Genomic DNA, 22309 nt, shown 5'->3' on the forward strand with positions numbered 1-22309 from the left:
AGTGCGGCTCCAGCCGAGCCCACTCTTCATCCGAAAGATCTCCCCGCCCCATGTCCCACGGAACGAGTTCCCAGCGGGAGCGTCACACGACCCATCGGACAGGCCCTAGGCCGTGTGGCAAAAGTGGATCTTGGGCTGTGGATGATCACGGTTCGTGGGTCGGGGAGATCTCACGGACGAGCAGTGGTCGGTGCTGGAGCCGTTGTTGCCCAAGGGCGCCAGGGCGGGGCGGCCGCCCGTCTGGCCCCGGCGGCGGTTGATCGACGGCATACGGTTTCGGGTCCGTACCGGTGTGCCGTGGCGGGACGTCCCCGTCGAGTACGGACCGTGGGGCCGGATCTACGACCTGTTCCGCCGATGGCAGCGGAACGGCACCTGGCACCGGATCCTCAGCCGACTCCGGGCCCTGGCCGAGGCGAAGGGACCGGTCGATCCGCAAGCCCGTGAACGTCTCCACCCACACCGGCTCAGCCGCAACACCCCACCCATACAGGGGAAATGCCCAGAAGTGAGCCTTCTGCAACACCCTTTAGTCACATGATCGGCCGGACGCGTCCTGGGAGCACGCCGCCCGTGCGGGCGGCGGACCGGGCCCTACGGGACGGACAGCTCGCGGTCCGGCTTCCCGGTGCCCGGATCGAGGCGCACGGTTGTCACCTGGCCCTCCCCGGTCGTGAGGGCCAGGGTGTCCGGCCCCGACCAGGCCAGCTTCGCCAGTACGCCGCCGGCGTCACCGTTGAAGGTGGCGACGGTCCAGTGGCGCGCGGTGAGCCCCGACCCGTCCACGACCGACACCCGCCACAGCGGGTCGATCATGTCCGAGCCCTCCTCCACCACGACGTACCGATCCGCGCCGTCCGGGGCGGCCGTTCGGCCCGTCTCCTCCCAGTCGGTGCTCAGCATCGGGAAGAGGACCATCCGGAACCAGACGGCAGTCACGGCCGCGAACGCGCACACCGCAAGCACCCGCCTCCGGACCGCGCCGCGGGCCAGCAGCCGGGTTGCCGCGCCGAACAGCGCGACCGCCACCAGGAAGCTCTGCCACCGGTACTCGAAGGCGCCGGTCAGTACGAGCAGCCCCGTCGACTCGGCGAGGTGGGGGCCCACCAGGCAGCCGACTCCCGTCGCCACTCCGCCGGCCAGCAACACCCGCCCGAGGGTCCGGTGCCGCGGGCGGTCCGCGCGTATGTCCGCAGTGATCGTCACGGGCCCATCCTGACAGCTCCGTTCGACCGCCCCGGACCCCAATGCTCCAGCTGTACATCGTGATCCTGCCGACGGGGCCGCTGCGGGGCCGCGTACGGCCACCGTTGATCATCGTCGCGTGAAGACAGAAGATCAGGTGGTGGCCGCAGAGCACGGCGTGGACCCTGCCCGCTGGCAGGAAACATGCGAAGGCTTGAAGGGCCGCATTGTCAGTGCGGTGCGCTTCACTGTCCGCCATGAAGCTCACACAAGCGGACGTCAGCGATCTGCTGGCCCGACTCGGCCCCGGGAACAGCTACATGTACCTGCCCGGCGATCTGGACCTGCAGGACCTGACCGACCGACTCGAAGGCAGGTATGGCGCACCGCGCACCCTCATCCTCGATGGCTTCACCGATCCGACGGTCGACGATTCCAGGGGGGCGGCTCTCATCATCCCCTTCGAGGGCCGAGCTGTGATGCTACGGGCGTGGGCGTACGGGGATCAGTGGGTTGGCACGGGGACGGCGCGGGACTCCGAGGGGACCGAGCGGTCGGTGCTGGTCATCGCTCCCAGAGAGGTGCCCGAACCCTTGGTGGTCGCTCCGGACGAGGACGAGGACATCGACTGGATGGAGCGGCTCAGACTTATCACCGGCTGGACGCAGTCCGACCAGCGGCCGGAGATGGACTGGGCGGAGATGGAGTCCCGCCTGGGCACTGCGCTGCCGAGCGACTACAAGCGCATGGTCGAGACGTTCGGCAAGGGCGCCTTCGACGGATTCCTGGACCTGAACCAAGAGCCGTGGACGGATCTCAGGGAGGACGGCCTGCTCATCTGGGCAGGCACGGAGCACGAGAACCTGTATGGCTGGAGGGCTGACGGCGGCGACCCCGACCGCTGGCCTGTCGTGGTCCGGTCCTTCGACGGTGAGGACGTCGCCTTCGACTGCCAAGCCGCTGAGTTCGTCTGCCGCATCCTCACCGATCCGCATCACCCGTTCACGATGGCCAGCTTCTTCGATACTCACTGGTTCATGAACTACGGGTAAAGCGACTGACCGAGCCCTGCTGTCAACGGCATCCACATCGCGGTTGGCGGTGCCTTCGGGGAACAGGGCGGAAGCACTCACCTGCCACGGCAGACTCGCCAATTCATGATCTTGCTGGCGAGGTCGCTGCAGGAACGGGTACGGCCACCGTTGATCACCGTTGCGTGAAGACAGAAGGGCACCCACACGGTCGGGGTCCGGCGCCAGTACACCGGAACAACCGGACGGATCGAGAACTCCCAGGTCGCCGTCTACCTCGTCTACGCCGGCGAGCGGGGACACGCGGCGGTGGACCGGGAGCTGTACATCCCGCGCTCTTGGACAAGCGCCCCGGACCGCTGCCGGGCAGCGGTCCGGCACAACCCCCGGTGCGACACGTTCCCCGAGGGAGCATCGGAAGTGTTCCCTCGGGGAACGCTTGATCCTGCGGAGGCAGGGCTTTCCGTTCAGTTGCCGGTGGCGTACCAGATCAGCTGGGGCGCTGAGCGGTGGCCCGAAGGTGCTCATAGAGGAACGGGTCGTCGAGACGTGTGTCGATGACACGATTGCGCACGTCGGTGAGAAGCCAGCCCAGCAGCTCGGGAGTGGCGTCGTACTCACCATAAAAGCCCATGCGCAAGTCGGTGATCTCGAACTCGAACATCACGTCGTTGACAAGGTCTGCCAAGTGCGCGTCGGCGGCTGGGGTATTGGTCGTGGTCCATGTGTTCAGCCAAGGACGCAGGCTGTTGGTGGCCACGGTGATGAGGCTGAGGGAATCCCTGACGGGCACGGGGCTGGGGTGGGTATGCAGCGTGCTCTGCCACCAAGCGGACCAGACGTCCCGTAGAGCCTCGGTCAAGGGCAAGTCCCAGGTGGTCCAGCCCGCCTGAACCAGGCGGGAAGCGATGAGCTCCTCGTCGACGTGGAGCTGGCCGGTGACGAGTGGGCGGATGATGCGCGGGACGAGGCGGCGATAGAGACGGGGGAAGTCCTCCCAATGATCAGGTACCTCTGCGGCAACCGAGGAGATCAGGCCGTCGGCTATGAGGTGCAGTGGCCCGGAGAGTTCGGCGAAGTCTTGCTCGCCGTAGCAGGAGGTGCACCCTGTGACGAGGAAGGGATCCTCTGAGGCGAAGGCGTGGTCCAGGGCATCGAGAGCTGTCATGAGCTGCTCAGAGCAAGGCATGAAGACCTGCCGGGGGACTCCGTCCGGGTGACCGGCGAAGATCGCAGGCTATCAGGCCGTCCCCCACCTCTCGCGCAATGCCTTGGTGGTCCGAGTGGAGGGGGCCGAGGTTCCGTGAAGAATCTATCTCTGATCCTCACACGGGCGACGCGAAAGGATCGGGCCATGATGGAGAGTCCCGTGGTCGAGCTGCCTTAGGCCGAGTACCGACGCGTTGGGGACCGCTTCTACGACGAGTCCAAGTTCTAGCCGAGTACGAGTTCTTTCAAGTGGCCAGCCATCAAGGAGCCCGTCGCATCGGTTACCCGGAGCCTTGCCGCGCTTGACGACGACCTTGAACACGAGCGTTTGGACCGCCTGGTCGAGGTGGTCGAGCAGGGGCTGACTTCCTGCATTGGCCCGAGCGGAACGCTGCTCGCGCTCGACTGGCAGCACACGTCATATCGCTTCACACCGCAGGGCGTCGGTGGCCCCGGGCAGCCGGCATGGCCCTTGAGCCCGCAGACGGCCGGCCGCCAGCACCACGCGGGACCGCTCGCCTATGTGCTGCTCGTCGTCGCCGGGTTCGTCTCGCTCTTCCCGTTGTACTGGAACGTGGTCGCCGCCTCGCACAGCGGCGAGCGCCGGGCTCCTGTTGCGCTCCGCCGCCCAGGGTGGTCGAGGCTGGTGAAGTCGTCGTCGATCCGGACGGCGGGGACGTCGCCGAGTCAGGCGTCGACGTGGTTGCGGTTCCAGAGGTAGCCGTTGGGGTGGCTCCTGGTGATCTGGGGACGTGGCAGGCCGACGTGCGGCAGGGCCGGGAGGTCGAGAAGGGGCCCGATGAGGGGGGCCTGCCGCCAGCTGGTGCACCAGACGGGGGCGACCAGGCCGGTACGGATGACGTCCATGAGCAGGCGGCCGTGGTCGGGGCTGAGCCTGACGGTGACCGGGTTGTCGGCGCTGCGGCCGGCAGGGACGACGTCATGGCGGGCGTGGGCGGCCGGGGTCGAGCCGTGCTCGTCGGGGGCGCGACCGCGAGCGGCTGGGGCTCCTGCGGATCAAGGGGCCTACATCCCGGGCCCGAGCGGCGAGGGCGGGGTCATCCCCGCGTGCGCGGGGAGCAGGTTCCAGCGGCCTCGGCTCGCCGGCTGAAGCCGGGTTCCCTGGCGAAACGCCCGACGCTCAGCGGTCAGGCCCCCCAACCCCGCCGGATACCTCACCTCACCGGCATATCGGAGGGATCATCAACCGTCACTACCCGGCGACAACCCGAAAACCTCAGCAACTGCACTTTGTGTTGCGGGAGCTTCACCGAGAGCTGATCTCATGGAAGCTGGCGGTCGGGCGAGCGGCCGGGATGGCTCACCTGGAGATGAAGGTGACTTGGAACATGTGAGGCCAGAGTTTGCCGGTGATCAAAAACCTGTCGGTTCCGGGTACGGCGGCGATGCCGTTCAGTTGCTTGGCTTTGCGGCGTTCGGATGCGGTCAGAAGTCCGGCTGCGTCGATGTTCGCGGTGACGGCACCGGTGTGCGGGTCGATGCGTAGGATCGTGTCCGTCGCGTACACGTTGGCGTAGACGAAGCCGTCGGGTGCGCATTCCAGCTCGTTGAGCCGCGTGACGGGTTGGCCGTCCTGGTGAACGTTGATGCCGCCCGTTGCCGTGAAGGTGTTGGGGTCGCGGAAGGTGAGTCGGCCTGTTCCGTCGCTCATCACCAGTCGCTCCCGTCCGGCAACCCGTTGGTGGCACAGGCCCCATCCCTCGCCCCGGTAGGTGACCCTTCGGCGTTCCACAAGGGTGGTGGGGTGACGTTCGATGGCGATGCCGTCGCGCCAGGTGAGTTGCCAGAGCCTGGAGCCGGTAAGGGTGATGCCCTCGCCGAACAAGGGCGCCGGTAGTTCGGCGTACGCGGAAGGCGGCTTCCCCGGCGGTCCGGCGCGCACGGAAGACCGGCCTACCAGACCCGTGCTTTCGTAGAGGATGCCGCCGCGCATCTCCAGACCCTGAGTTGAAGCACGTGGATCGTGGGGCAGGACCTCTCGTACTGCGGCTCGCAGTGCCTGGGCCCGGTGGGCACTGGGCCCAGGAGCCGCTGGGCTGCTGGCTGGCTCGCGAGCGGATGCTGCCACACGACTGTCGGCCTGTCCGTGGTCACGGCCGGTCGACAGGGCGGCTGTTCGCATCGCCCTGTTGGTGTGGCCGGGGGCCGGCGCCGCGGCAACGCTCGAGAGCAGGGCGCCGGCCAGTACTGCTGCCGTGATCGTCCGTGAAGGGCTGGCCAGTGGGGCCCGTTGCGGGCGGGCGGCGCAAGTCAGGGGCTTCATACGGCCACCGCGCAACCGGGCCGTCCAGCTGGGAGGTGGCCCGGTCGGCAGTGTCGATGTCAGTTGGTCGTCTTCGTGAAGTGCTGGGTGGTGGCGTTGCCGCCCCCAGGGCTATTGATGTTGTTGTTGGTGCTGATGTTGTTGAACATCGTGAAGATGCCGTTGAGGTTGATGGGGAGTAGCGATCCGCCTCCTCCGTTGCCTCCATTGCCTCCGCCTCCACCGCAGGTGCCGCCGGGGATGGTCGTGGTGACCTGAACCGAGTCGACAATTGACGCTCCGCTGCGGATCAGCGCCTCGTTGGTGACGGTGCATGGGGCATCCGCGGCCACGGAGACGTTGAAGGTGAAGGTGTAATTCGAAGGAGCTGGAAGGGGACCCTGGCTGTCGCACGTGAACCCGCCAGCGTCCAAGCCGCACGCCCACTGAGCAGGGTCGGAGGCTGTGACGCTTACAGGAGTGAGTCCCGTGGGCAGGATGTCGCTCACGGAGGCAGGGGCCGTCCACTGCTCCGTACCCGTGTTGGACACGGTGACGGTGTACTGGCCCGCCCCGCCCCGGACGAAGCTCCCCCCGGTCTTGCCGACCTCCAGCTGCGCCCCTTGCGCGTGGGCCGGGGTGATTCCCGTGGCCAGCGGCAGCACGATGCCCAACCCCATGACGGTGAGGAGGGACGACGTACGTCGCTTGAGACCTTGAGTAAGCATGGTGTTTCTCCAGTTCTGTCGAACGCCGCCGTGTTGCCGCTGGGATCGTTGACGAACGGCAGTGCAGGCTGGCTTCGGGACATGCCGAACGGACAACGTCGCGGGATGAAGCTGGATACGCGTGAAACGCCTGCCTCACCTGATCGCCACAGCGGTATCCCCGGTCAGGCCCTAATTCAGCGGACGTGCAGAGAAGCCAGGACCCGTCCCACCGGTACGGGTTCGGCGGCAACCCGCTGTCTCTGGGGGTGGATCGCGTGTGGTGTGACGTGGGGTGAGGGGTCTTCGTTGAGCCTCTGGGACTCGTTCTCGGGGGGTGTGGCTCTGCGGCGGGTTGTTCCACGACTCGTGGCAGGAGTATGCGATGCGCGCGTTTCCCGGTGGTGATGCTGTCCCGGCAGAAGTAATGGACGGTCCTTGATGACGACGTGGAGGTTTCCCCGTTGCCGATCGTTGGCTTCGGAATCTTCGGTTCGGGCGTGACCGGGCAGAGCTGACCACGAAGGCGTACGCCCGCGGCGTCGCGCTCTACCTGCGGTCGTGTGGGTCGACAGATCGGGAGTGGGAGGCCGGCGGCCGTGATCTCGGTCTGTTCATGGTCTGGCTGAAGTACACCCCCGAGGGTCGGGACGGAGTGGCGCCGGTGGGCGGTCGGGGCCGGGCGCCACGCCGGTGAGGGGTGAGCGGCGGATCACCCGGGGGCTCTCGCGGTGCGTGGCCTGCTGTCGTACGCGGTGTCGGTGAGCGAGGCGCCGCGGTCGCTGCTCGGCCAGATCTACGAGCTCGCTGACCGCCGTGACCTGCCTGCGCATGCGCAGGGTGAGGACGGCGGGTTGTTCTACCGGCTGCGCCGGTGCACCGGCTTCGCGAGCCGGGGGCAGAGGCCGACCGGGCGCTGGACGCGGAGCTGGTCGCGATGTTCGGTGGCCGTAACCCTCGTCCGCCGCAGCCGCACCGTCCTGCTCGGCATGCCACGCGTCCGCCAACCCCTGCCCGACGTCCGGCCTGCAAGGAACCTGGCATGACCGACCAGATGACCGACGGCCGCCAAGCCGGCACCGACCGGCGCCCCCGCGTCCAGCAGCTGGAAGCGCATCTGTCCCGGCAGCTAGGGGACAGGGCATGGCGGGAATCAGGGCTCGGTGCAGCGGCCGGCATCGCCGGGCTTCAGGGCATCAACACCAACCTGGAACAGCAGAACGTCGAGCTCAAGCGGCGCCTGGAAGAGATCCAGGAGGAACTAGACGCCGCGAGGGCCGCGAATCGTGATCTGACCCGAGTCCTCAACCAACGGGGGTGAGGAGTCGCGGGTTCACCAGCCGGCTCCTGCCCGTCGGGTCCGCCAAGGCGACGGGCAGGAGCTGGTGTTCTTGGGAAGGGCCGACAACGGGCGCCCGGGTGCCGCCTCAGGTCGTGACGCTCGCGGCGGCCTTACGCCGGTCTGCGAGGGCGGCGAGGTGTCGCTCGGCGTCGAGTGCGGCCTGGCAGCCGGAGCCCGCAGCCGTGATGGCCTGGCGGTAGGTGTGGTCGACGACGTCGCCGGCGGCGAAGACGCCGGGAATGTTGGTGCGGGTAGAGGGGGACTCCACCTTGATGTAGCCCTCGTCGTCGAGGTCGACTTGGCCGGTGAAGAGGTCGGTGCGCGGGTCGTGGCCGATGGCGATGAACAGACCGGTGGCGTCGAGGTCGCGGGTCTTGCCGGTGAAGGTGTCGCGCAGGACGACGCCGGCGAGCATGCCGTTCTCGGACTTGATCTCGGCGATCTCGCTGTCGAAGGCGAAGGAGATCTTGTCGTTGGCGAACGCCCGGTTCTGCATGGCCTTGGAGGCACGCAGGGTGGAGCGGCGGTGGACGACGGTGACCGAGCGGGCGAAGCGGGTGAGGAAGGTGGCTTCCTCCATGGCGGTGTCGCCGCCGCCGACCACAACGATGTCGCGGTCGCGGAAGAAGAAGCCGTCGCAGGTGGCGCACCAGGAGACGCCGCGGCCGGAGAGCTCGTCCTCGTTCGGGAGGCCGAGCTTGCGGTAGCCGGAGCCGGTCGTGATGATCACGGCCTTGGCGCGATGGACTGTTCCCTCGCTGTCGGTGACTTCCTTGATGTCGCCGGCGAGGTCGACGGAGATGATGTCGTCGTCGATCATCTCGGCGCCGAAGCGTTCGGCCTGAGCCCGCATGTTGTCCATGAGGTCAGGTCCGTCGATCCCGGTGGGGAAGCCGGGGAAGTTCTCGACCTCGGTCGTGGTGGTCAGCGAGCCGCCGACGAAGATCGAGCTGCCGAAGAGCAGGGGCTTGAGCTGGGCGCGGGCGGTATAGAGGGCGGCGGTGTATCCGGCGGGGCCGGAGCCTATGACGATGACCTCACGGACGTCGTCGGTGATGGGCTCGGTCACTTCGGTCATGCCTCCTGCTTCGCGTCGATCTCGGCGATGAGGCCCTCGATCAGGACCTTGATCTCGTCGCGGATGGGACGGACGGCATCGACGCCCTGACCGGCCGGGTCCTCCAGGGCCCAGTCGAGGTACTTCTTGCCCGGGAAGATCGGGCAGGCATCGCCGCAGCCCATGGTGATGACGTAGTCCGACGCCTGGACCGCCTCGGTGGTGAGGACCTTCGGCTTCTGGTCGGAGATGTCGACGCCGACCTCGGCCATGGCCTCGACGGCGGCGGGGTTGACCTGGTCGCCCGGGACGGATCCGGCGGAGCGGACCTCGATGCGGTCGCCGGCGAGGTGGTTGAGGAATCCAGCGGCCATCTGGGAGCGGCCGGCGTTGTGGACGCAGACGAAGAGCACGGAGGCGAGCGGAGCGGTCATCGGTTCTTCCTTGGAGGCAGGGATGGTGCGAAGAGACGGAGAACTCAGGAGCCGGACTGCAGGGTGTCCAGCAGGGTGGTGATCCTGGCGTCGGTGGCGTCGGTGGCGTCGGTGGCGTCGGTGGCGTCGGTGGCGTCGCGGATCGAGCGCACGACGGCGATAGGGGCGCCATCGGGATCGGGTACGGGCCAGTCCAAGTAGCGATGGCCGGGCACCACCGGGCACGCGTCGCCGCAACCCATGGTGAGCACGATATCGGCGGCCTGGACGACCTCGTCGGTCAGCGGCCTGGGGTAGACCTCGTCGACTGCGATGCCCGCCTCGGTGAGGGCCTGGACCACATGCGGGTCGACGGCTCGGGAAGGGTGCGTGGCAGCGGAGGAGACGATCACGTCGTCCCCTGCCCGGTGCGTGAGGAGAGCTGCCGCCAGCTGCGAGCGGCCGGCGTTGTGGCTGCACACGAACAGCACCCGCGGCCGTTCGCCGGTCGGTACTCGACATGCGCCGGCGCGTCCACGCGCTCTGCGGCGAACCGCTCGGCCAGCACCCCCAGGTGCGTACTGACGTGTGCGTTCGCGGCAAGCTGCTCGTAGGAGTCGGCGACCAGCCGCTGGACCGTCTCCACGGAGTACCGGCCCTGGAGGCGCACGGCTAGGCGGGCGACACCGGGCGCGAGGCGTTCGTCGGGAAGGACCGGGTACGAGTACGCGGTCATGGCGAGAACCCCCTGGGTTCAAAGAGGTCAGCCCAGGCTGGTATCAGCTCCGGGTGATGTGAGAGTATCAGCACATGATGACGTCAGTCGATACTGATCTGATCCGGGTTCTGGGTGATCCCCTGCGCCTGCAGATCGTGACCCTGCTCGCCCGCGAGACGCTGTGCACCACTCATCTCGTGGAGGAGACCGGTGCCAAGCAGACCAACCTCTCCAACCATCTGAAGGTGCTGCGCGAGGCCGGGGTCGTGGAGACGGAGCCATGCGGCCGGTTCACCTACTACCGGCTCAAGCCGGACGTCATCGAGCAGCTCGCGGGGCAGTTCGCCGCCCTGGCCGCAGCCGCGCGCGCCAACGCCGACACCAAGAGAGCCTGCCCGTAGTCTCTCGACTCACCTGCCGAGGAGTACCTGCCCGTGACCGCCACCGAGCCCGCTGCGAGCGACGCCATAGTCACCGACCCGTCGCCGCAGCCCGCACCCGGCGCCACCCCGCCCCGTACCCCGCTCGCCGCACGTGCTGCGGCCGAGCTCGTCGGCACCGCCGCCCTTGTGGCGATCGTCGTAGGCTCGGGCATCCAGGCCACCCAGCTCACCGACGACGTCGCGCTGCAGCTCCTCGCCAACTCCACCGCCACCGTCTTCGGCCTCGGCGTCCTCATCGCCCTGCTCGGGCCGGTTTCCGGCGCGCACTTCAACCCGGTCGTCACCCTGGCCGAGTGGTGGACCGCCCGGCGCGGCGGTGCGGGCGTGAATGCGCGCGAGCTCGCCGTCTACGTGCCCTCCCAAATCGCGGGCGCGATCGCGGGCGCGATCCTGGCGGACGCGATGTTCGGCGAACCGCTGGTGAAGTGGTCCACGCACGACCGCTCGGCAGGCAATCTGCTCCTCGGCGAGGTCGTCGCCACCGCGGGCCTCATCCTGCTGATCTTCGGCCTTGCCCGCACCGACCGCCTCCGCTTCGCGCCCGTCGCTGTGGCCTCGTACATCGGCGCCGCCTACTGGTTCACCTCCTCCACGTCCTTCGCCAACCCGGCGGTGACGATCGGCCGCGCCTTCACGGACACCTTCGCCGGCATCGCCCCCGCCTCCGTCCCGGCGTTCATCGGCATGCAGATCATCGGCGCGGTCGTGGGTCTGGCTCTGGTCGCGGTCATCTTCCTGCGCGGGAAGACGGGAGCCGAGTGACCCAGGTCGTGGACGTGGTGGTGATCGGCGGCGGCCAGGCCGGGCTCGCCGCCGGCTACCACCTGCGCCGCCTCGGCCTGGACTTCGTCATACTCGACGCCCAGCCGAGCCCGGGCGGTGCGTGGCAGTACACCTGGGACTCACTCCACCTCTTCTCCCCGGCCGCGTACTCCTCGCTCCCCGGCCGGCTCATGCCGCCCCAGCCAGGGGAGACGTACCCGGGGGCGGCGCACGTCGTCTCGTACCTCTCCGACTACGAGCAGCGGTACGAGCTCCCCGTCGTGCGGCCGGTCCGTGTCGAAGCGGTCCACCGCGACGGCGAGTTCCTGCGCGTCGAGACCACCGCCGACACCTGGCGGGCCCGTACGGTCATCAGTGCGACCGGCACTTGGTGGCGCCCCTTCGTCCCCGCCGCCCTGGGGCGTACGGAGTTCAAGGGCACCCAGCTCCACACGGTCGAGTACCGCCGCCCGGCCGACTTCGCCGGGCGGCGAGTCGTGGTGGTGGGCGGAGGGAATTCCGGCGCCCAGATCGCCGCCGACCTCGCGTACGAGACCGACCTGACCTGGGTCACCCTGCGCGAACCGCGCTACCTCGCCGACGACATCGACGGCCGCGCCCTCTTCGACCACGCCACCGCCCGCCGCCGCGCCCTCGACGAAGGCCGCACGGACACCGGCGGCGTCGCCTCCCTCGGCGACATCGTCGCCGTCCCGCCCGTACGCGAAGCACGCGACGCCGGACTCCTCAAGGCCCAGCCGATGTTCGACCGGATCACAGCAACCGGTGTCGAGTGGGCCGACGGCACAAGCGCGGAAGCCGACGCGATCATCTGGTGCACCGGCTTCCGCCCGGCCCTCGCCCACCTCGCGCCCCTCGGCCTGCGCGGCCCCCGCGGCCACATCGCCACCCAGGGCACCCAGGTCCTCGCCGAACCCCGCCTGCACCTCCTCGGCTACGGCGACTGGACCGGACCCGCTTCCGCCACCCTTATCGGCGTCGGCCGCCCGGCCCGGGACGCTGCCCGCGCGATTTCCGGCCTGCTGCAAGGCGAGTGAGTCGGCCGCATTCTGAGGAAGGGGCGGCTGCACGTTCACCGTTGCCCTGCCGCCTCTGCCGCCTGCCCACGCCACTCACGACGGACCCGGGCAGGCCGCGGCCTCTGTGGCCCGCGCCTGCAGGATGCCCAGGACGGCCTCATGTGCGCTGTCGACCTCGATCACCAGACGGATGTGCCCCGGCGAGGGGATGGGGGTGAAGGCGAAGAACGAGCAGCAGCCGCTCTCGCGGGCCGCCAGGTTGCCCACCGCGTCCTCCCAGCTCTCACCACCGGCGAACACCAGCTCCAGCCTCAGCGGGTCCGGCCGGGCCGAACCGGTCAGCCGCTCGGCGAACAGCGTGTCGAACTCCGCGACCCGCAGCGGCTGCTCGACGGTGGGCAGCGTCCAGGACGCTGGTACACAGGTTCTCATCGTGACCACTCCGTCCTCTTGTCGGGCCGGGTGGCATCTCCGACGGTAGGCCTGCACCCGGGGACAGACTGCAACCCGGCCTTCCGGGAGACCGTCCGGGGTCAGGCCGCGGCGGCCTTGGTCAGCAGTGCGCCCATCGCCGCGAGAACGGCAGGCTCGACGCGGTAGTACACCCAGGTCCCGCGCCGCTCAGAGGAGAGCAGCCCGGCTTCCTTCAGCTTCTTCAGATGGTGGGAGACGGTCGGCTGCGAGACGCCGACGTCGGAGATGTCGCAGACGCACGCCTCGCCGCCCTCGTGCGAGGCCACGGCGGAGAAGAGCCGCAGCCGGACCGGGTCCCCGAGGGCCTTGAACATGACCGCGGTCCGCTCGGCCTCCTCCGCCGTCAGCGGCCGCTCCGTGAGAGGCGGGCAGCATGGCTCGACGGCGGGTTCCAGCAGCGGCAGCACCTTCACATTCGACATACGTCTATGTTGACACATGTCGAAGCAGACGCCCAGAGGGCACAGCTGGCGCAGGCCCGGCCGGCCGTCGCGCGGCACGTCGAGCGTCGCGGCCGACGCCACGCAAGGACGCGGACGACAGGCTGCGCTGCCACTCCAGCCCGACGTACGCCAGGCGGGGATGAGCAGGCGAGGCGCCGTCCCGGTGTCGAGGCTGGCCCGACTCGTCGAGGGCTCCGGGCGGGGGGAGGTAGCCGAGGTCGGGACGGTAGCCGGAGGCCGGGATGATCGCGTCGACGTCCTCCACCGTGCCGTCGACCCAGGTGGCCGAGGGGTCGTCCGCGCGCATGAACACCGGACGCCTGTCCGGCCGTCCGGCGGCAAGGGCGGCGCGCTAGCGGCCGTCGCCGATGATCGCCATCGATGCCGGATGCCTGGAAGCGGGCCGGCGGGGCGGTGTCCAGGCCGGTGACGGTGAGCCGGAAGTGCAGGCCCCTCCCGAGTGGCCGCTGCGGGAACCACCGCACGGGGGCCCAGGACGCCAGGCTCGCGCGCGCGGTGTCCGCGAGCTCTGCCGCGACCTGCACCGCCGAGTTCCCCGCCCCGACCACCGCGATCCGCTGCCCCTTGAACGGGTCCGGGTTTCGGTACTGCGAGACGTGCAAGGGCGTGCCGGTGAAGGTGTCGAGCCCGGAAAGCGCGGGACGGTTCGGCTGGCCGAAGCCTCCCGTGGCCGCGACCACCGCCCGGGCGCCCAGCGTCCGTCCGTCCGCGAGGTCGAGCGCGAAGCCCCCAACTGTCGGCCGTACCGCCACGACGCGATGCCCGGTGCGGATGTCGGCGTCCAGGCGCCGGCGTACCGGGTCAGGTAGTCGACGACCTAGCCCCGGTGCGGGTAGCGGTCCAGGTCGCCGCCGAACGACACTCCCGGCAGCGAGCTGTAGCGGGCCGGGGAGAAGAGGGTGAGGCTGTCGTAGTACTGCGGCCACGACCCCACCGCCCGCTCCGACGCTTCCAGAATCACAGGCCGAAGCCCCTCCTCCAACAGGCTGTACGCGGCGGACAGGCCGGACTGACCGCCCCCGATCACCGCGACTTCGACGCGATCCACGGGTCACCACCCCGTTTCGATGAATGTCTATGTTGACGTCTATCGATACAGGTGCCATGCTGAAGGCGCAAGAGATCGATGGACGTCGAAATATGAGGAGACTCGTCATGAACGCCACCGCCACCGAGCAGCTGCCCGTCGTGGTCATCGGAGCCGGCCCGGCCGGTCTGGCCGCCGCCGCCCACCTGGCCGGCCGCAGCATCGAGCCGCTGGTCCTGGAGGCCGGGGTACAGGCGGGTGCCGCGGTGCGTGAGTGGTCTCACGTGCGACTCTTCTCCACCTGGGGCGAGGTCACCGACCCCGCGGCCGAGAAGCTCCTCGCCCCCACCGGCTGGGTGAAGCCCGACGCGAGCACCTACCCCACCGGCGGTGACTGGGCGGAGAGGTACCTGCAGCCGCTCGCCGACGTCCTCGGCGACAAGGTCCGCGTCGGCGCCCGGGTCACCGGAGTCTCCCGCTCGGGCCGGGACCGGATCGTCGACGCCGACCGCGCCACCCAGCCCTTCACCGTGTACGTCCAGTACGCCGACGGGCGTGAGGAGCGCCTCTTGGCCCGCGCCGTCATCGACGCCTCCGGTACCTGGTCCATCCCGAGCCCCGCCGGCGGCGACGGCCTGGCCGCGCTCGGTGAGCGCGCGGCAGCCGACCGCATCTCCTACCGCGTCCCCGACCTCAACGACGCCGCCGCCCGCTCCCGTTACGCCGGGAAGCGTACGGCCGTCATCGGATCTGGCGCCTCCGCCTTCACCGCCCTCGCCCTGCTCGCCGACCTCGCGAAGTCCGACGACGGCACCGGCACCCACGCCACGTGGATCCTGCGTCGCGGCATCTCCGGCTCCACGTTCGGTGGCGGCACCGCCGACCAGCTCCCCGCCCGCGGCGCCCTCGGCCTCGCCGCCAAGGCCGCCGTCGACGACGGCCACGCCGATGCCGTCACCGGCTTCCGTACCGACGCGTTCGAGCGCGACGACGAAGGCCGCCTGGTCCTGGTCGCGGAGGACGGCCGCCGCCTCGACGCGGTCGACGAGGTCATCGTCCTCACCGGCTTCCGGCCCGACCTGTCGTTCCTGGACGAGCTCCGTCTCGGCCTCGACGAGCGCCTCCAGGCCCCGGTGGACCTGGCTCCGCTGATCGACCCGAACCAGCACTCCTGCGGCACCGTCTACCCGCACGGCGTGAAGGAGCTGTCGCACCCGGAGGAGGGTGTTTACCTTGTCAGGATGAAGTCCTACGGCCGCGCGCCGACGTTCCTCGCCCTGACCGGCTACGAGCAGGTCCGCTCCGTCGTCGCGGCGATCTCGGGCGACCACGAGTCCGCCGAGCGCGTCGAGCTCGTTCTCCCGGAGACCGGGGTGTGCGGGGGCGCCGGCCTCTTCGACCAGCCGGCCGCCGACGACGCGACGGACGGTGGTGGCTGCTGTGCGCCCGCGCCGGACCTGATCCAGCTCGGCACTGCGGCTCCGGCGCCTTCCTGCGGCTCGTGACCGACCTCAACACCCGTGCGAGCGGGGCTGCGACCGGGACGGGGGTCTGGTCGCGGCCCCGCGCCGTGCTGCCCGCGCTGTGCGCCACGCAGATCACGAGCTGGGGAATCGTCTACTACGCCTTCCCCGTCCTCAACCCCGAGATCACCGCCGCCACCGGGTGGTCGAGCACCGCCACGACGGCCGCGTTCTCTCTTGCCCTGCTCGTCTCCGGCATTGCCGGGATACGGGTCGGCAGGATCATCGATCACCGCGGGCCCCGCACCGTCATGACCGCCGGATCTGCTGCGGGCGCGGCGAGCATGGTGATTGTCGCGCTGGCGCCGAATCCGGCAGTGTTCTTCGCGGGCTGGGTCCTGGCGGGGTTCGCGATGGCGGCCACGTTCTACCAGCCCGCCTTCGCCGCCCTCACCCGCTGGTTCGCCCCCGACCACGTCCGCGCCCTGACCATCGTCACCCTCGCCGGCGGTCTCGCCTCCACCGTCTTCGCGCCCCTCACCGCCGTCCTCGCCGACCACTTCACCTGGCGCACCACCTTCCTCGTCCTCGCGGGCACCCTGGCCGTGGTCACGATCCCGGCGCATGCTCTCGCTCTGCGCGCGCCCTGGCCGCCGGCGATGCCCGCGCCCGCCGACGTCGCTTCGACCCCGCGGGACGTCGTGCGCAGTCGCCCGTTCTTGCTGCTCTCGCTGGCGTTCACGCTCTCGTCGTTCGCGATGTTCGCGGTCGTCGTCTCCCTCGTCCCGCTCCTGATCGAGCGCGGCTACACCACCAGCCAGGCCGCCTGGGTCCTCGGTCTCGGCGGCGCCGGCCAGACCCTCGGACGCACCCTCTACGCCGGCCTCGCCCAACGCACCGGCACCACCACCCGCACCGTCGTCCTCATCGTCCTCGGCGCCCTAACCACCGCCGCGTTCGCCGTCGTCCCCGGCCCGTACGGTCTGCTGATCGCGGTGTCGGTCGTCGCGGGCGTGGTCCGCGGCAACCTCACTCTTCTCCAGGCCACTGCCATCACAGACCGATGGGGCACCACCCACTACGGCCGCCTCTCGGGCATCCTCAGCGCACCGGCGATGACCGCATCCGCCCTCGCCCCGTTCGCTGCCGCGCTCCTCGCCGCGCCCCTCGGCGGCACACCCCAGCTCTTCGGCGTGCTCGCCGCCCTCGCCCTCGCGGCCGCGGTAATTGCCACCGGAACCTCGATCCGCAAGGCAGTAGGGGCATAGCTCCAGGGGAGCCGTCAGGTGTGCAGCGCCCTGCTCTGGCCTGATGTCGGCAATCGTCGCTGCAGGCACGGCAGTCGGAGCCGCCGTGAATTCCCTCGATTCAGTGATCGCGCCACAGCTGTTGCACCCGGTACGGTCAGCGGCACCGGTGCTGAGCCGAGAGAACCCTCTGCAGGACGATCGCGCCACCCGTTCAGTCCCAGAGAACCCGCTGTGCCAGGAACATCAGCGAGAGGTGCGCCGATCCACGAGCGCTCCGCCCGCCTCCAGGACGCCTACAACAACCGCACGAAGCAGCAGTGCTGAAGGTCGATACGAACTGCCGGGACCGCAGCGCATGCCGTGAGGAGAACCCCGAGCTGTCCTCCCCATCGGCGACACCGGTCCGGCGCTGCTGCAGATCGAGGAGGCCAAGGCCGTCTGCCGCCTTCTCTGGGGGTGACCGTGTGGCGCGAGGCGAGTGGAGACCGCTTTGTGCAGCTCAGCGCCGGTGTGATCGACCCTGTCGTGTGCAACACCTGTGGCGCTACTTGATGTTGTGTAGGGTCACCGATCATGAGTGATGAGTGGCGGAAGGACCGGATCGGCAGTGCCCTTCGGGGTGAGAACCCTGCGGTGCTGCGGAAGTTGGGGGCGGGATTCGCGGTGATCGGGGACGTCCAGTTCCTGCCGGGATACTCGGTGCTCCTGGTGGACGATCCATCGGTGGAGCGGCTGTCGGAGCTTTCGAAGGGCAAGCGCCTGACGTTTCTCTCCGACATGGACAAGCTGGGTGAGGCAGTGGAACACGCTTGCAGGCGGCTGGACCCGGCTTTCCGGCGGGTCAACCTGGAGATCCTTGGGAATACCGATCCGTTTCTGCATGCGCATGTGTGGCCGCGGTTCGAATGGGAGCCCGCCGATCTTGTGGGCAGACCGGTGTGGCTGTATCCGCGTGAGCGGTGGCATGACAAGCAGTATGCGCTCGGCCCGCAGCACGACGCGGTGCGCGAGGCGATCACTGATGAGCTGGACCGCCTCACCCCCTGACGTCTGCGGGGCGTCACCGAGTTCGGCATCCACTCCTACCGTCTCGGCAGCGCGAGGTGACAGGACTGCCTCCGTCAACAAGCCGCGGACGCGGAGACCGCTTCTTCTCACGGACATCGAGCGAGCTGTTCGTAAGCGGCGCCTGTCATCTCGTCAGCACCCACCGTGCTCACCCTTTCGACGACGTTTTCGGTTCTGCCGTCGCACAAGCGCCTGAGCAACCGGCCGCTTGGGCCGACCGCTTGGGCCAGGCCCTCGCAGGGCGGAGGCACGATGCGCAGGCGGCAAGGGGGTGCAGGCCGGGGCCTCGATGCGACGCGAGCACCCGATTCCCCCGCCCCGCAGCCTGACCGCTCTAATGCCCCGGCCGCGCTGCCCGTACTGCTCGTATCCGTGCCGGAGTACCGGCAGATGTGGGCGGCCGTGGACGCCCCCCACGCGGCCTGGGGCTGGCCCGCTGCAGGAACTCAGGACACCGAGGGCGAGGATGCGGCCGAGGGTCTCGCTGTCGCCCGGGGACGCGGCGCCTGCCCCGGTGCCCGGGGCGTCTTACCCAGCCCCTCATCGCCGGGTGAGGGCGTGTCGTGGTCTGGTTCAGCCGGCGCCGACGGGCAGGGGAGCGACTCGGGTCTCCAGCCAGGAGGGGAGGTCGAGCAGCCGGACGCCTTCCTGTTCCTCGGGGTCGGTCCGGGCGACCAGGCACACCATGTCTTCGCCTCCGGTGTTGACCGGCATGTGGGGGGTGTCGGCGGGGATGTGGATGTAGTCCCCAGCGCGCAACACGACGTGTTCGGCGAGATCGGGTCCGTGCCAGACCTCGACCTGTCCGGACTGGATGAAAATGGCCGACTCGTGTCCCTCGTGCAGGTGAGGGCGGCCCCGGGTGCCGGCGGGCATCACCAGCCGGTGCAGGCACAGCCGTTCCGCGCCGGCTGACTGGGCGCTGATTCCCGCCCCGAAACTGCCGCCCTGGATCCCTTCATACGTGCCGGTCCGTACGACGGTGCACTGCTTTTGATCTCCCATGCGCGCAGTACACCAGCCGCCCCGCCCTGTGCGAGCAGTTCCCGCCACCGGCGACCGCAGGCTGCCGCCGAGCCCGAAGGCGGGACTGGGGCTGACCGCCTTCGAGGAGGCCGACTTCCTCGTGTGTGCGGGTTGGGCCTGCCCCGCCTGCTGCGGGGGCGGGGTTCATCGCGTGCGTGGGTGGTCAGGTCGGCGGGGCGGCCGCTGTGCCACGCGGCCGGCCCAGGTCGTTCTGCCGCGCCTGGGACAGGGGTGGTGACGGGTCGGGTGCGGGCTCGTTGTGCCGTCTGGACGACAGCGCCTGTCGGAGCACGGCGGCACGCCACGCCGGATGCCGGCGGGTGAAGCGCTCGGCCCTCCGGCGGCCCGGGGTCGAGCGGTTGACGAGACCGCGAGGCAGTGGGCAGCGTCGCTGCTTTCGGCAAGAGACACCGAGGTGTCTAAAGCGTGTTGCAGAACGCTGCGGAGCGGGCATTTCCCTTGCATGCGTGGGGTGTTGAGGGCCGAGTCGTTGTGGGTGGAGACGTTCACGGGTCTGCGGATGCGGCAGTTCGAGCGGCTGGTGAAGGTGGTTCGCGAGCGGGGCGGGAACGGGCCCGGTGGTGGTCGGCCGTGGTGTCTGCCGCTGGCCGACCGGGTGCTGCCGCTGGCCGTCTACTACCGCACGAACCTCACCATGCGGCAGCTCGCGCCACTGTTCGGCTGCTCGCCGGCGACGGTGTGCCGGGTGATCCAGCGGCTGCGGCCGCTGCTCGCGATCGAGCCGGCCACCCGTCCCGCCGACGCGGTGGAACGGTTGTGGATCGTGGACGGCACCCTCGTCCCGGTCCGTGACCGGAAGGTCGGAGCGTCCTCGCGCAACTACCGGTTCTCGGCGAACGTGCAGGTCATCATCGATGCCGACACCAGGTTGGTGGTCGCCGCGGCCCGGCCGGTGCCCGGCAACACCGCGGATGCGAAAGCGTGGCGGGACTCCGGCCTGGCCCGGCACTGCGAAGGCGTGACCGTGCTGGCCGACGGCGCGTACATCAACACCGGGCTCGTCGTCCCGCACCGCAAACGCCCCGGACGAGCCCTCCTCCCCGGTGAGGAGGAGGACAACGCCGAGCACCGCAGAGTGCGGGCCCGCGTTGAGCACGCCTTCGCCCGCATGAAGCACTACAAGATCCTGCGCGACTGCCGCCAGCGCGGCAACGGCCTCCACCACGCGGTCCAAGCAGTCGCCCACATGCACAACCTCGCCATGGCCGCGTGAGCAGGCCAGCCACGAAACCGACCCTGACCTGCCCAGACACAACCTTCTGCAACACGCTTTACTGATCTTCTCGTTAGTTCTGTGGGGTTTGTGGGTGGATGGTGAGTCCGGTGTGGGTGAGGAAGGACCAGGGCAGTTGTGGGTTGTCGTTGATGCGGTGGATGCCTTGCTCGGTGGCGTCTGCGACGTCGGCGAGGTGGTCGCCGGCGAGGTTGGCGAGTTCGCGTTTCTTGAGCGAGGACCACAAAAGTTCCACCGGGTTGAGCTCGGGCGCGTAGGCGGGTAATCGCTCGAGGGTGAGCCAGTCCTGCTCGGCGACCCAGGCCCGCATGGCTTGGCTCCAGTGGGCGGACAGTCCGTCCCAGACCAGCACCACCCGCTCGCCGCGGTAGAACACCTTCATCTGCTCCAGAACCTCGATGAGGGCGTTGGTGTCGTAGCTGCCGGGCTTGAGATGGAAACAGAGGCGGGCCCCGCGATCGGGATCGGTTGAGTGGTATCCCAGGGCCCCGGCCATCGAAGCACGCTTCCAGTTCAGGCGGTGTCGCAGGAGCGGGGTGCGGCCGCGGGGCGCGTAGGTGCGGCGGACCTGCGGCAGCAGCGACACTCCTGATTCGTCGAGGAAGACGATCCAGGCACGTGTGTTCACCGCCCCTTTTTGATCCGCGGCCACTCGTGAGCGATCCAGCGGGCGATCTCGGACTCATCCCGCTCCACCGCCCGACGCTCGGGCCGCTGCAGACTCCACCCCAGCCGGCCGGTCAGCAGCCGCCACACCGACGCCCGCGACAGAGCAACTCCCGTTACCCGCTCGACGACGGCGCCTACCCGTTCCAGGGTCCACAGGTCGGCCTCGAAGCCGTGCGCCTGGGCACCTTGTTCCAGCGCGGACCGCACCCGCTCGGCCTGGTCATCGTCCAGCTTGGGCGGACGCCCGGTGGCCGGACGCCGACGCAGAGCATCGGTGCCGTCCCTCTCCCAGACCCGTTTCCAGCGGCGCACACTCTCCTCGCTGACCGCCAGCATCCGCGCGATTTCAGCACCCGAACGTCCCTGATCGAACAACTCAGCCGCCCGCACACGCCGGGCCTCGGCCAACTGCGGCCGCGTCAAAGGAGGAACAACAGGCGAAGGCTTGAAAGACACCGCATCAGCATCCCATCAACGACTCCACCGCACCCACTGGACTAACGAGAAGATCAGTAAGGCTTGTCCCGTAAAGCTGGACAGGCGGAGATCTCCGGACCAGGTCTCACACCGGACACGGCCGGAGTCGAAGGTGATCTCCAGTGCGAGCCGCCCGCTGTCCGGGGCACTCTCTTCGCTGACTGCCAGTGCCGTCTCGCCGAGGTGATCCGCGAACGCGGTCTCGCCACTCATCGGCGCCACCTCGACGCGACCTGACTCCGCCATGTCGTATCCCGCGAAGGGGGTTGACGTCTCCACGATCAGGCACCAGTCCGAACCGGTCGTGATACGCGTGGCGACCGCCTCACTGTCGATCAGCCACACGTCCAGCGGGCCGGACGGAGGCTCCGAGCCGAACAGATGCCACGAAGCCACCACTTGCTCAAGCCGACGCCCGACCAAGTGATCAGGACGCACACCAGCCCCGTGCAACGGGCACCCGCTCACCCTCATCGACTCCACCCAACGACCGTACCGTCAGGCAGAGCCCCAGCTCACGCCCTTATACGGGACAAGCCTTAGATCGGTGCATCGGGCGATCTGGATGGCGTGCGTATCTGGTGATCGCCTGGACCGTTGATCACGGCATGAAGCCACGCACCTTACTCGGGGCCCTCGCCCTCGCGACCATCCCCCTGCTCCCGGCGACTCCCGCCCAGGCCGCCGAAGCCAAGCCGTCCCCCGACTTCGGCGACATCCTCGACCTCGACGCCGGGACCATAGCTTTGGCCGCGGACATCCTCGGCGTCAACGGAAAGGGAGGCATCATCGGAACCCCCGGGAATCTCCTCGGGCAGTAGTCCGTCGTAGTGCGCGGAACACTGAGCTTCTTCGAGTTGGCCACCGATCGGGTGACTGTGACTGAGCGCTTCACTTGGCGAGTGAGCGCTTGAGTTGGCGGCTGCAGCGTCCGGTGCCGGAAGCTGGGTGAGACGGGCCATGGGT

At 69.2% G+C, this 22309-nt stretch carries 27 protein-coding genes and 5 pseudogenes; 15 read left to right on the forward strand and 17 right to left on the reverse strand.

What is annotated here, in order from left to right; genetic code table 11:
* Positions 1-190 precede the first annotated feature (190 nt).
* Positions 191-541, forward strand: a complete 351-nt coding sequence (locus AOK00_RS36895; protein ID WP_254047314.1) for a transposase — start codon at positions 191-193, stop codon at positions 539-541.
* A gap of 53 nt (positions 542-594) precedes the next feature.
* Here the strand turns inward: AOK00_RS36895 and AOK00_RS10750 are convergent, their stop codons facing one another.
* Complete coding sequence (locus AOK00_RS10750; protein WP_055600083.1) at positions 595-1206, reverse strand: hypothetical protein; 612 nt, start codon at positions 1204-1206, stop codon at positions 595-597.
* Between the two features lie 236 nt (positions 1207-1442).
* On the opposite strand from AOK00_RS10750, the gene AOK00_RS10755 reads away from it, so the two are divergent.
* Together AOK00_RS10755 and AOK00_RS36900 are read left to right on the forward strand one after the other, a co-directional pair.
* Entirely contained in the window at positions 1443-2237 is a 795-nt protein-coding gene (locus AOK00_RS10755; protein WP_055600135.1) for an SMI1/KNR4 family protein, read from the forward strand.
* A gap of 171 nt (positions 2238-2408) precedes the next feature.
* Positions 2409-2588 (forward strand): annotated as a pseudogene (locus AOK00_RS36900) (transposase); the annotation flags it as partial.
* A gap of 118 nt (positions 2589-2706) precedes the next feature.
* On the opposite strand, the gene AOK00_RS10760 reads toward AOK00_RS36900, so the two are convergent.
* Complete coding sequence (locus AOK00_RS10760) at positions 2707-3405, reverse strand: hypothetical protein (protein ID WP_055600084.1); 699 nt, start codon at positions 3403-3405, stop codon at positions 2707-2709.
* Between the two features lie 279 nt (positions 3406-3684).
* On the opposite strand from AOK00_RS10760, the pseudogene AOK00_RS40135 reads away from it, so the two are divergent.
* Together AOK00_RS40135 and AOK00_RS39650 are read left to right on the forward strand one after the other, a co-directional pair.
* Positions 3685-3843 (forward strand): annotated as a pseudogene (locus AOK00_RS40135) (DUF2716 domain-containing protein); the annotation flags it as partial.
* A 54-nt stretch (positions 3844-3897) separates the two neighbouring features.
* A pseudogene (locus AOK00_RS39650) lies at positions 3898-4029 on the forward strand (carbohydrate ABC transporter permease); the annotation flags it as partial.
* Between the two features lie 5 nt (positions 4030-4034).
* Here AOK00_RS39650 and AOK00_RS10770 read toward each other — a convergent pair.
* From AOK00_RS10770 to AOK00_RS10780, 3 genes and pseudogenes are all read right to left on the reverse strand, one after another.
* Positions 4035-4409, reverse strand: a pseudogene (locus AOK00_RS10770) (hypothetical protein); the annotation flags it as partial.
* A gap of 337 nt (positions 4410-4746) precedes the next feature.
* The gene (locus AOK00_RS10775) at positions 4747-5514 is read right to left on the reverse strand and encodes a glutaminyl-peptide cyclotransferase (protein ID WP_055600085.1); all 768 of its coding nucleotides are present in this window, start codon (positions 5512-5514) and stop codon (positions 4747-4749) included.
* Between the two features lie 254 nt (positions 5515-5768).
* Positions 5769-6353, reverse strand: a complete 585-nt coding sequence (locus tag AOK00_RS10780; protein ID WP_254047325.1) for a hypothetical protein — start codon at positions 6351-6353, stop codon at positions 5769-5771.
* A 1084-nt stretch (positions 6354-7437) separates the two neighbouring features.
* On the opposite strand from AOK00_RS10780, the gene AOK00_RS10790 reads away from it, so the two are divergent.
* Positions 7438-7716 (forward strand): hypothetical protein, encoded by a 279-nt coding sequence (locus AOK00_RS10790; protein WP_055600088.1) that lies wholly within the window; start codon positions 7438-7440, stop codon positions 7714-7716.
* 106 nt (positions 7717-7822) lie between these two features.
* Here AOK00_RS10790 and trxB read toward each other — a convergent pair whose 3' ends face one another.
* Genes trxB through AOK00_RS41360 form a run of 4 tightly spaced genes read right to left on the reverse strand, consistent with a single transcriptional unit; the run spans position 7823 to position 9943 of the window.
* Positions 7823-8815 carry a thioredoxin-disulfide reductase gene (gene trxB / locus AOK00_RS10795; RefSeq protein ID WP_055600089.1) on the reverse strand — a complete coding sequence of 331 codons (993 nt, stop codon included), beginning with the start codon at positions 8813-8815 and terminating at the stop codon, positions 7823-7825.
* The gene (locus AOK00_RS10800) at positions 8812-9228 is read right to left on the reverse strand and encodes an arsenate reductase ArsC (RefSeq protein ID WP_055600090.1); all 417 of its coding nucleotides are present in this window, start codon (positions 9226-9228) and stop codon (positions 8812-8814) included. Before AOK00_RS10800 ends, trxB begins: the two co-directional genes overlap by 4 nt.
* A gap of 44 nt (positions 9229-9272) precedes the next feature.
* The gene (locus AOK00_RS39655; RefSeq protein WP_254047315.1) at positions 9273-9689 is read right to left on the reverse strand and encodes a low molecular weight phosphatase family protein; all 417 of its coding nucleotides are present in this window, start codon (positions 9687-9689) and stop codon (positions 9273-9275) included.
* Positions 9617-9943 (reverse strand): three-helix bundle dimerization domain-containing protein, encoded by a 327-nt coding sequence (locus tag AOK00_RS41360; protein ID WP_063886580.1) that lies wholly within the window; start codon positions 9941-9943, stop codon positions 9617-9619. Before AOK00_RS41360 ends, AOK00_RS39655 begins: the two co-directional genes overlap by 73 nt.
* 74 nt (positions 9944-10017) lie before the next feature.
* Here AOK00_RS41360 and AOK00_RS10810 point away from each other — a divergent pair, with 74 nt between their 5' ends.
* Genes AOK00_RS10810 through AOK00_RS10820 form a run of 3 tightly spaced genes read left to right on the forward strand, consistent with a single transcriptional unit; the run spans position 10018 to position 12188 of the window.
* On the forward strand, positions 10018-10326 hold the full coding sequence (locus tag AOK00_RS10810; RefSeq protein WP_055600091.1) for an ArsR/SmtB family transcription factor: 309 nt from the start codon (positions 10018-10020) through the stop codon (positions 10324-10326).
* Between the two features lie 33 nt (positions 10327-10359).
* Positions 10360-11130 carry an aquaporin gene (locus AOK00_RS10815; protein ID WP_055600092.1) on the forward strand — a complete coding sequence of 257 codons (771 nt, stop codon included), beginning with the start codon at positions 10360-10362 and terminating at the stop codon, positions 11128-11130.
* Positions 11127-12188, forward strand: coding sequence for an ArsO family NAD(P)H-dependent flavin-containing monooxygenase (locus AOK00_RS10820; RefSeq protein WP_055600093.1), 1062 nt, complete (start codon positions 11127-11129; stop codon positions 12186-12188). Before AOK00_RS10815 ends, AOK00_RS10820 begins: the two co-directional genes overlap by 4 nt.
* A 75-nt stretch (positions 12189-12263) precedes the next feature.
* On the opposite strand, the gene AOK00_RS10825 is transcribed toward AOK00_RS10820, so the two are convergent.
* The 4 genes from AOK00_RS10825 to AOK00_RS40140 all read right to left on the reverse strand — a co-directional run bounded on the left by AOK00_RS10825 (position 12264) and on the right by AOK00_RS40140 (position 14156).
* Positions 12264-12602 (reverse strand): hypothetical protein, encoded by a 339-nt coding sequence (locus AOK00_RS10825; protein ID WP_055600094.1) that lies wholly within the window; start codon positions 12600-12602, stop codon positions 12264-12266.
* Positions 12603-12703: 101 nt separating this feature from the next.
* Entirely contained in the window at positions 12704-13066 is a 363-nt protein-coding gene (locus AOK00_RS10830) for an ArsR/SmtB family transcription factor (RefSeq protein ID WP_055600095.1), read from the reverse strand.
* Positions 13054-14034, reverse strand: coding sequence for an NAD(P)-binding domain-containing protein (locus AOK00_RS10835; protein WP_254047316.1), 981 nt, complete (start codon positions 14032-14034; stop codon positions 13054-13056). The genes AOK00_RS10830 and AOK00_RS10835 overlap by 13 nt, the downstream gene beginning before the upstream one ends.
* Positions 13926-14156, reverse strand: a complete 231-nt coding sequence (locus AOK00_RS40140) for an FAD-dependent oxidoreductase (protein ID WP_254047317.1) — start codon at positions 14154-14156, stop codon at positions 13926-13928. Before AOK00_RS40140 ends, AOK00_RS10835 begins: the two co-directional genes overlap by 109 nt.
* Positions 14157-14263: 107 nt before the next feature.
* Between AOK00_RS40140 and AOK00_RS10840 the strand changes: the two genes are divergently transcribed.
* The 4 genes and pseudogenes from AOK00_RS10840 (at position 14264) to AOK00_RS10850 (ending at position 17895) form a co-directional block, all read left to right on the forward strand.
* Positions 14264-15640 (forward strand): NAD(P)-binding domain-containing protein, encoded by a 1377-nt coding sequence (locus tag AOK00_RS10840; protein WP_055600096.1) that lies wholly within the window; start codon positions 14264-14266, stop codon positions 15638-15640.
* Complete coding sequence (locus AOK00_RS10845; RefSeq protein WP_055600097.1) at positions 15637-16866, forward strand: MFS transporter; 1230 nt, start codon at positions 15637-15639, stop codon at positions 16864-16866. The genes AOK00_RS10840 and AOK00_RS10845 overlap by 4 nt, the downstream gene beginning before the upstream one ends.
* Before the next feature lie 302 nt (positions 16867-17168).
* Positions 17169-17293, forward strand: a pseudogene (locus AOK00_RS38970) (WhiB family transcriptional regulator); the annotation flags it as partial.
* A gap of 128 nt (positions 17294-17421) precedes the next feature.
* Positions 17422-17895 carry a hypothetical protein gene (locus AOK00_RS10850; protein WP_055600098.1) on the forward strand — a complete coding sequence of 158 codons (474 nt, stop codon included), beginning with the start codon at positions 17422-17424 and terminating at the stop codon, positions 17893-17895.
* A gap of 594 nt (positions 17896-18489) precedes the next feature.
* On the opposite strand, the gene AOK00_RS10855 is transcribed toward AOK00_RS10850, so the two are convergent.
* Positions 18490-18921, reverse strand: coding sequence for a cupin domain-containing protein (locus AOK00_RS10855; protein ID WP_055600099.1), 432 nt, complete (start codon positions 18919-18921; stop codon positions 18490-18492).
* 484 nt (positions 18922-19405) lie between these two features.
* On the opposite strand from AOK00_RS10855, the gene AOK00_RS10860 reads away from it, so the two are divergent.
* Positions 19406-20176, forward strand: a complete 771-nt coding sequence (locus AOK00_RS10860; protein WP_055600100.1) for an IS5/IS1182 family transposase — start codon at positions 19406-19408, stop codon at positions 20174-20176.
* 73 nt (positions 20177-20249) lie between these two features.
* Here the strand turns inward: AOK00_RS10860 and AOK00_RS10865 are convergent, their stop codons facing one another.
* From AOK00_RS10865 to AOK00_RS10875, 3 genes are read right to left on the reverse strand one after another with little or no spacing between them, the layout of a single operon-like run.
* The gene (locus tag AOK00_RS10865) at positions 20250-20825 is read right to left on the reverse strand and encodes an IS630 family transposase (RefSeq protein ID WP_055600101.1); all 576 of its coding nucleotides are present in this window, start codon (positions 20823-20825) and stop codon (positions 20250-20252) included.
* The gene (locus tag AOK00_RS10870) at positions 20822-21322 is read right to left on the reverse strand and encodes a winged helix-turn-helix domain-containing protein (RefSeq protein ID WP_107097357.1); all 501 of its coding nucleotides are present in this window, start codon (positions 21320-21322) and stop codon (positions 20822-20824) included. Before AOK00_RS10870 ends, AOK00_RS10865 begins: the two co-directional genes overlap by 4 nt.
* Positions 21323-21337: 15 nt before the next feature.
* Complete coding sequence (locus AOK00_RS10875) at positions 21338-21742, reverse strand: hypothetical protein (RefSeq protein ID WP_254047318.1); 405 nt, start codon at positions 21740-21742, stop codon at positions 21338-21340.
* A gap of 209 nt (positions 21743-21951) precedes the next feature.
* Between AOK00_RS10875 and AOK00_RS10880 the strand changes: the two genes are divergently transcribed.
* Positions 21952-22164, forward strand: coding sequence for a hypothetical protein (locus AOK00_RS10880; RefSeq protein ID WP_159041728.1), 213 nt, complete (start codon positions 21952-21954; stop codon positions 22162-22164).
* The last annotated feature ends 145 nt before the right edge of the window (positions 22165-22309 follow it).

This window comes from Streptomyces aureus (assembly GCF_001418135.1).
GTDB lineage: Bacteria > Actinomycetota > Actinomycetes > Streptomycetales > Streptomycetaceae > Streptomyces > Streptomyces aureus_A.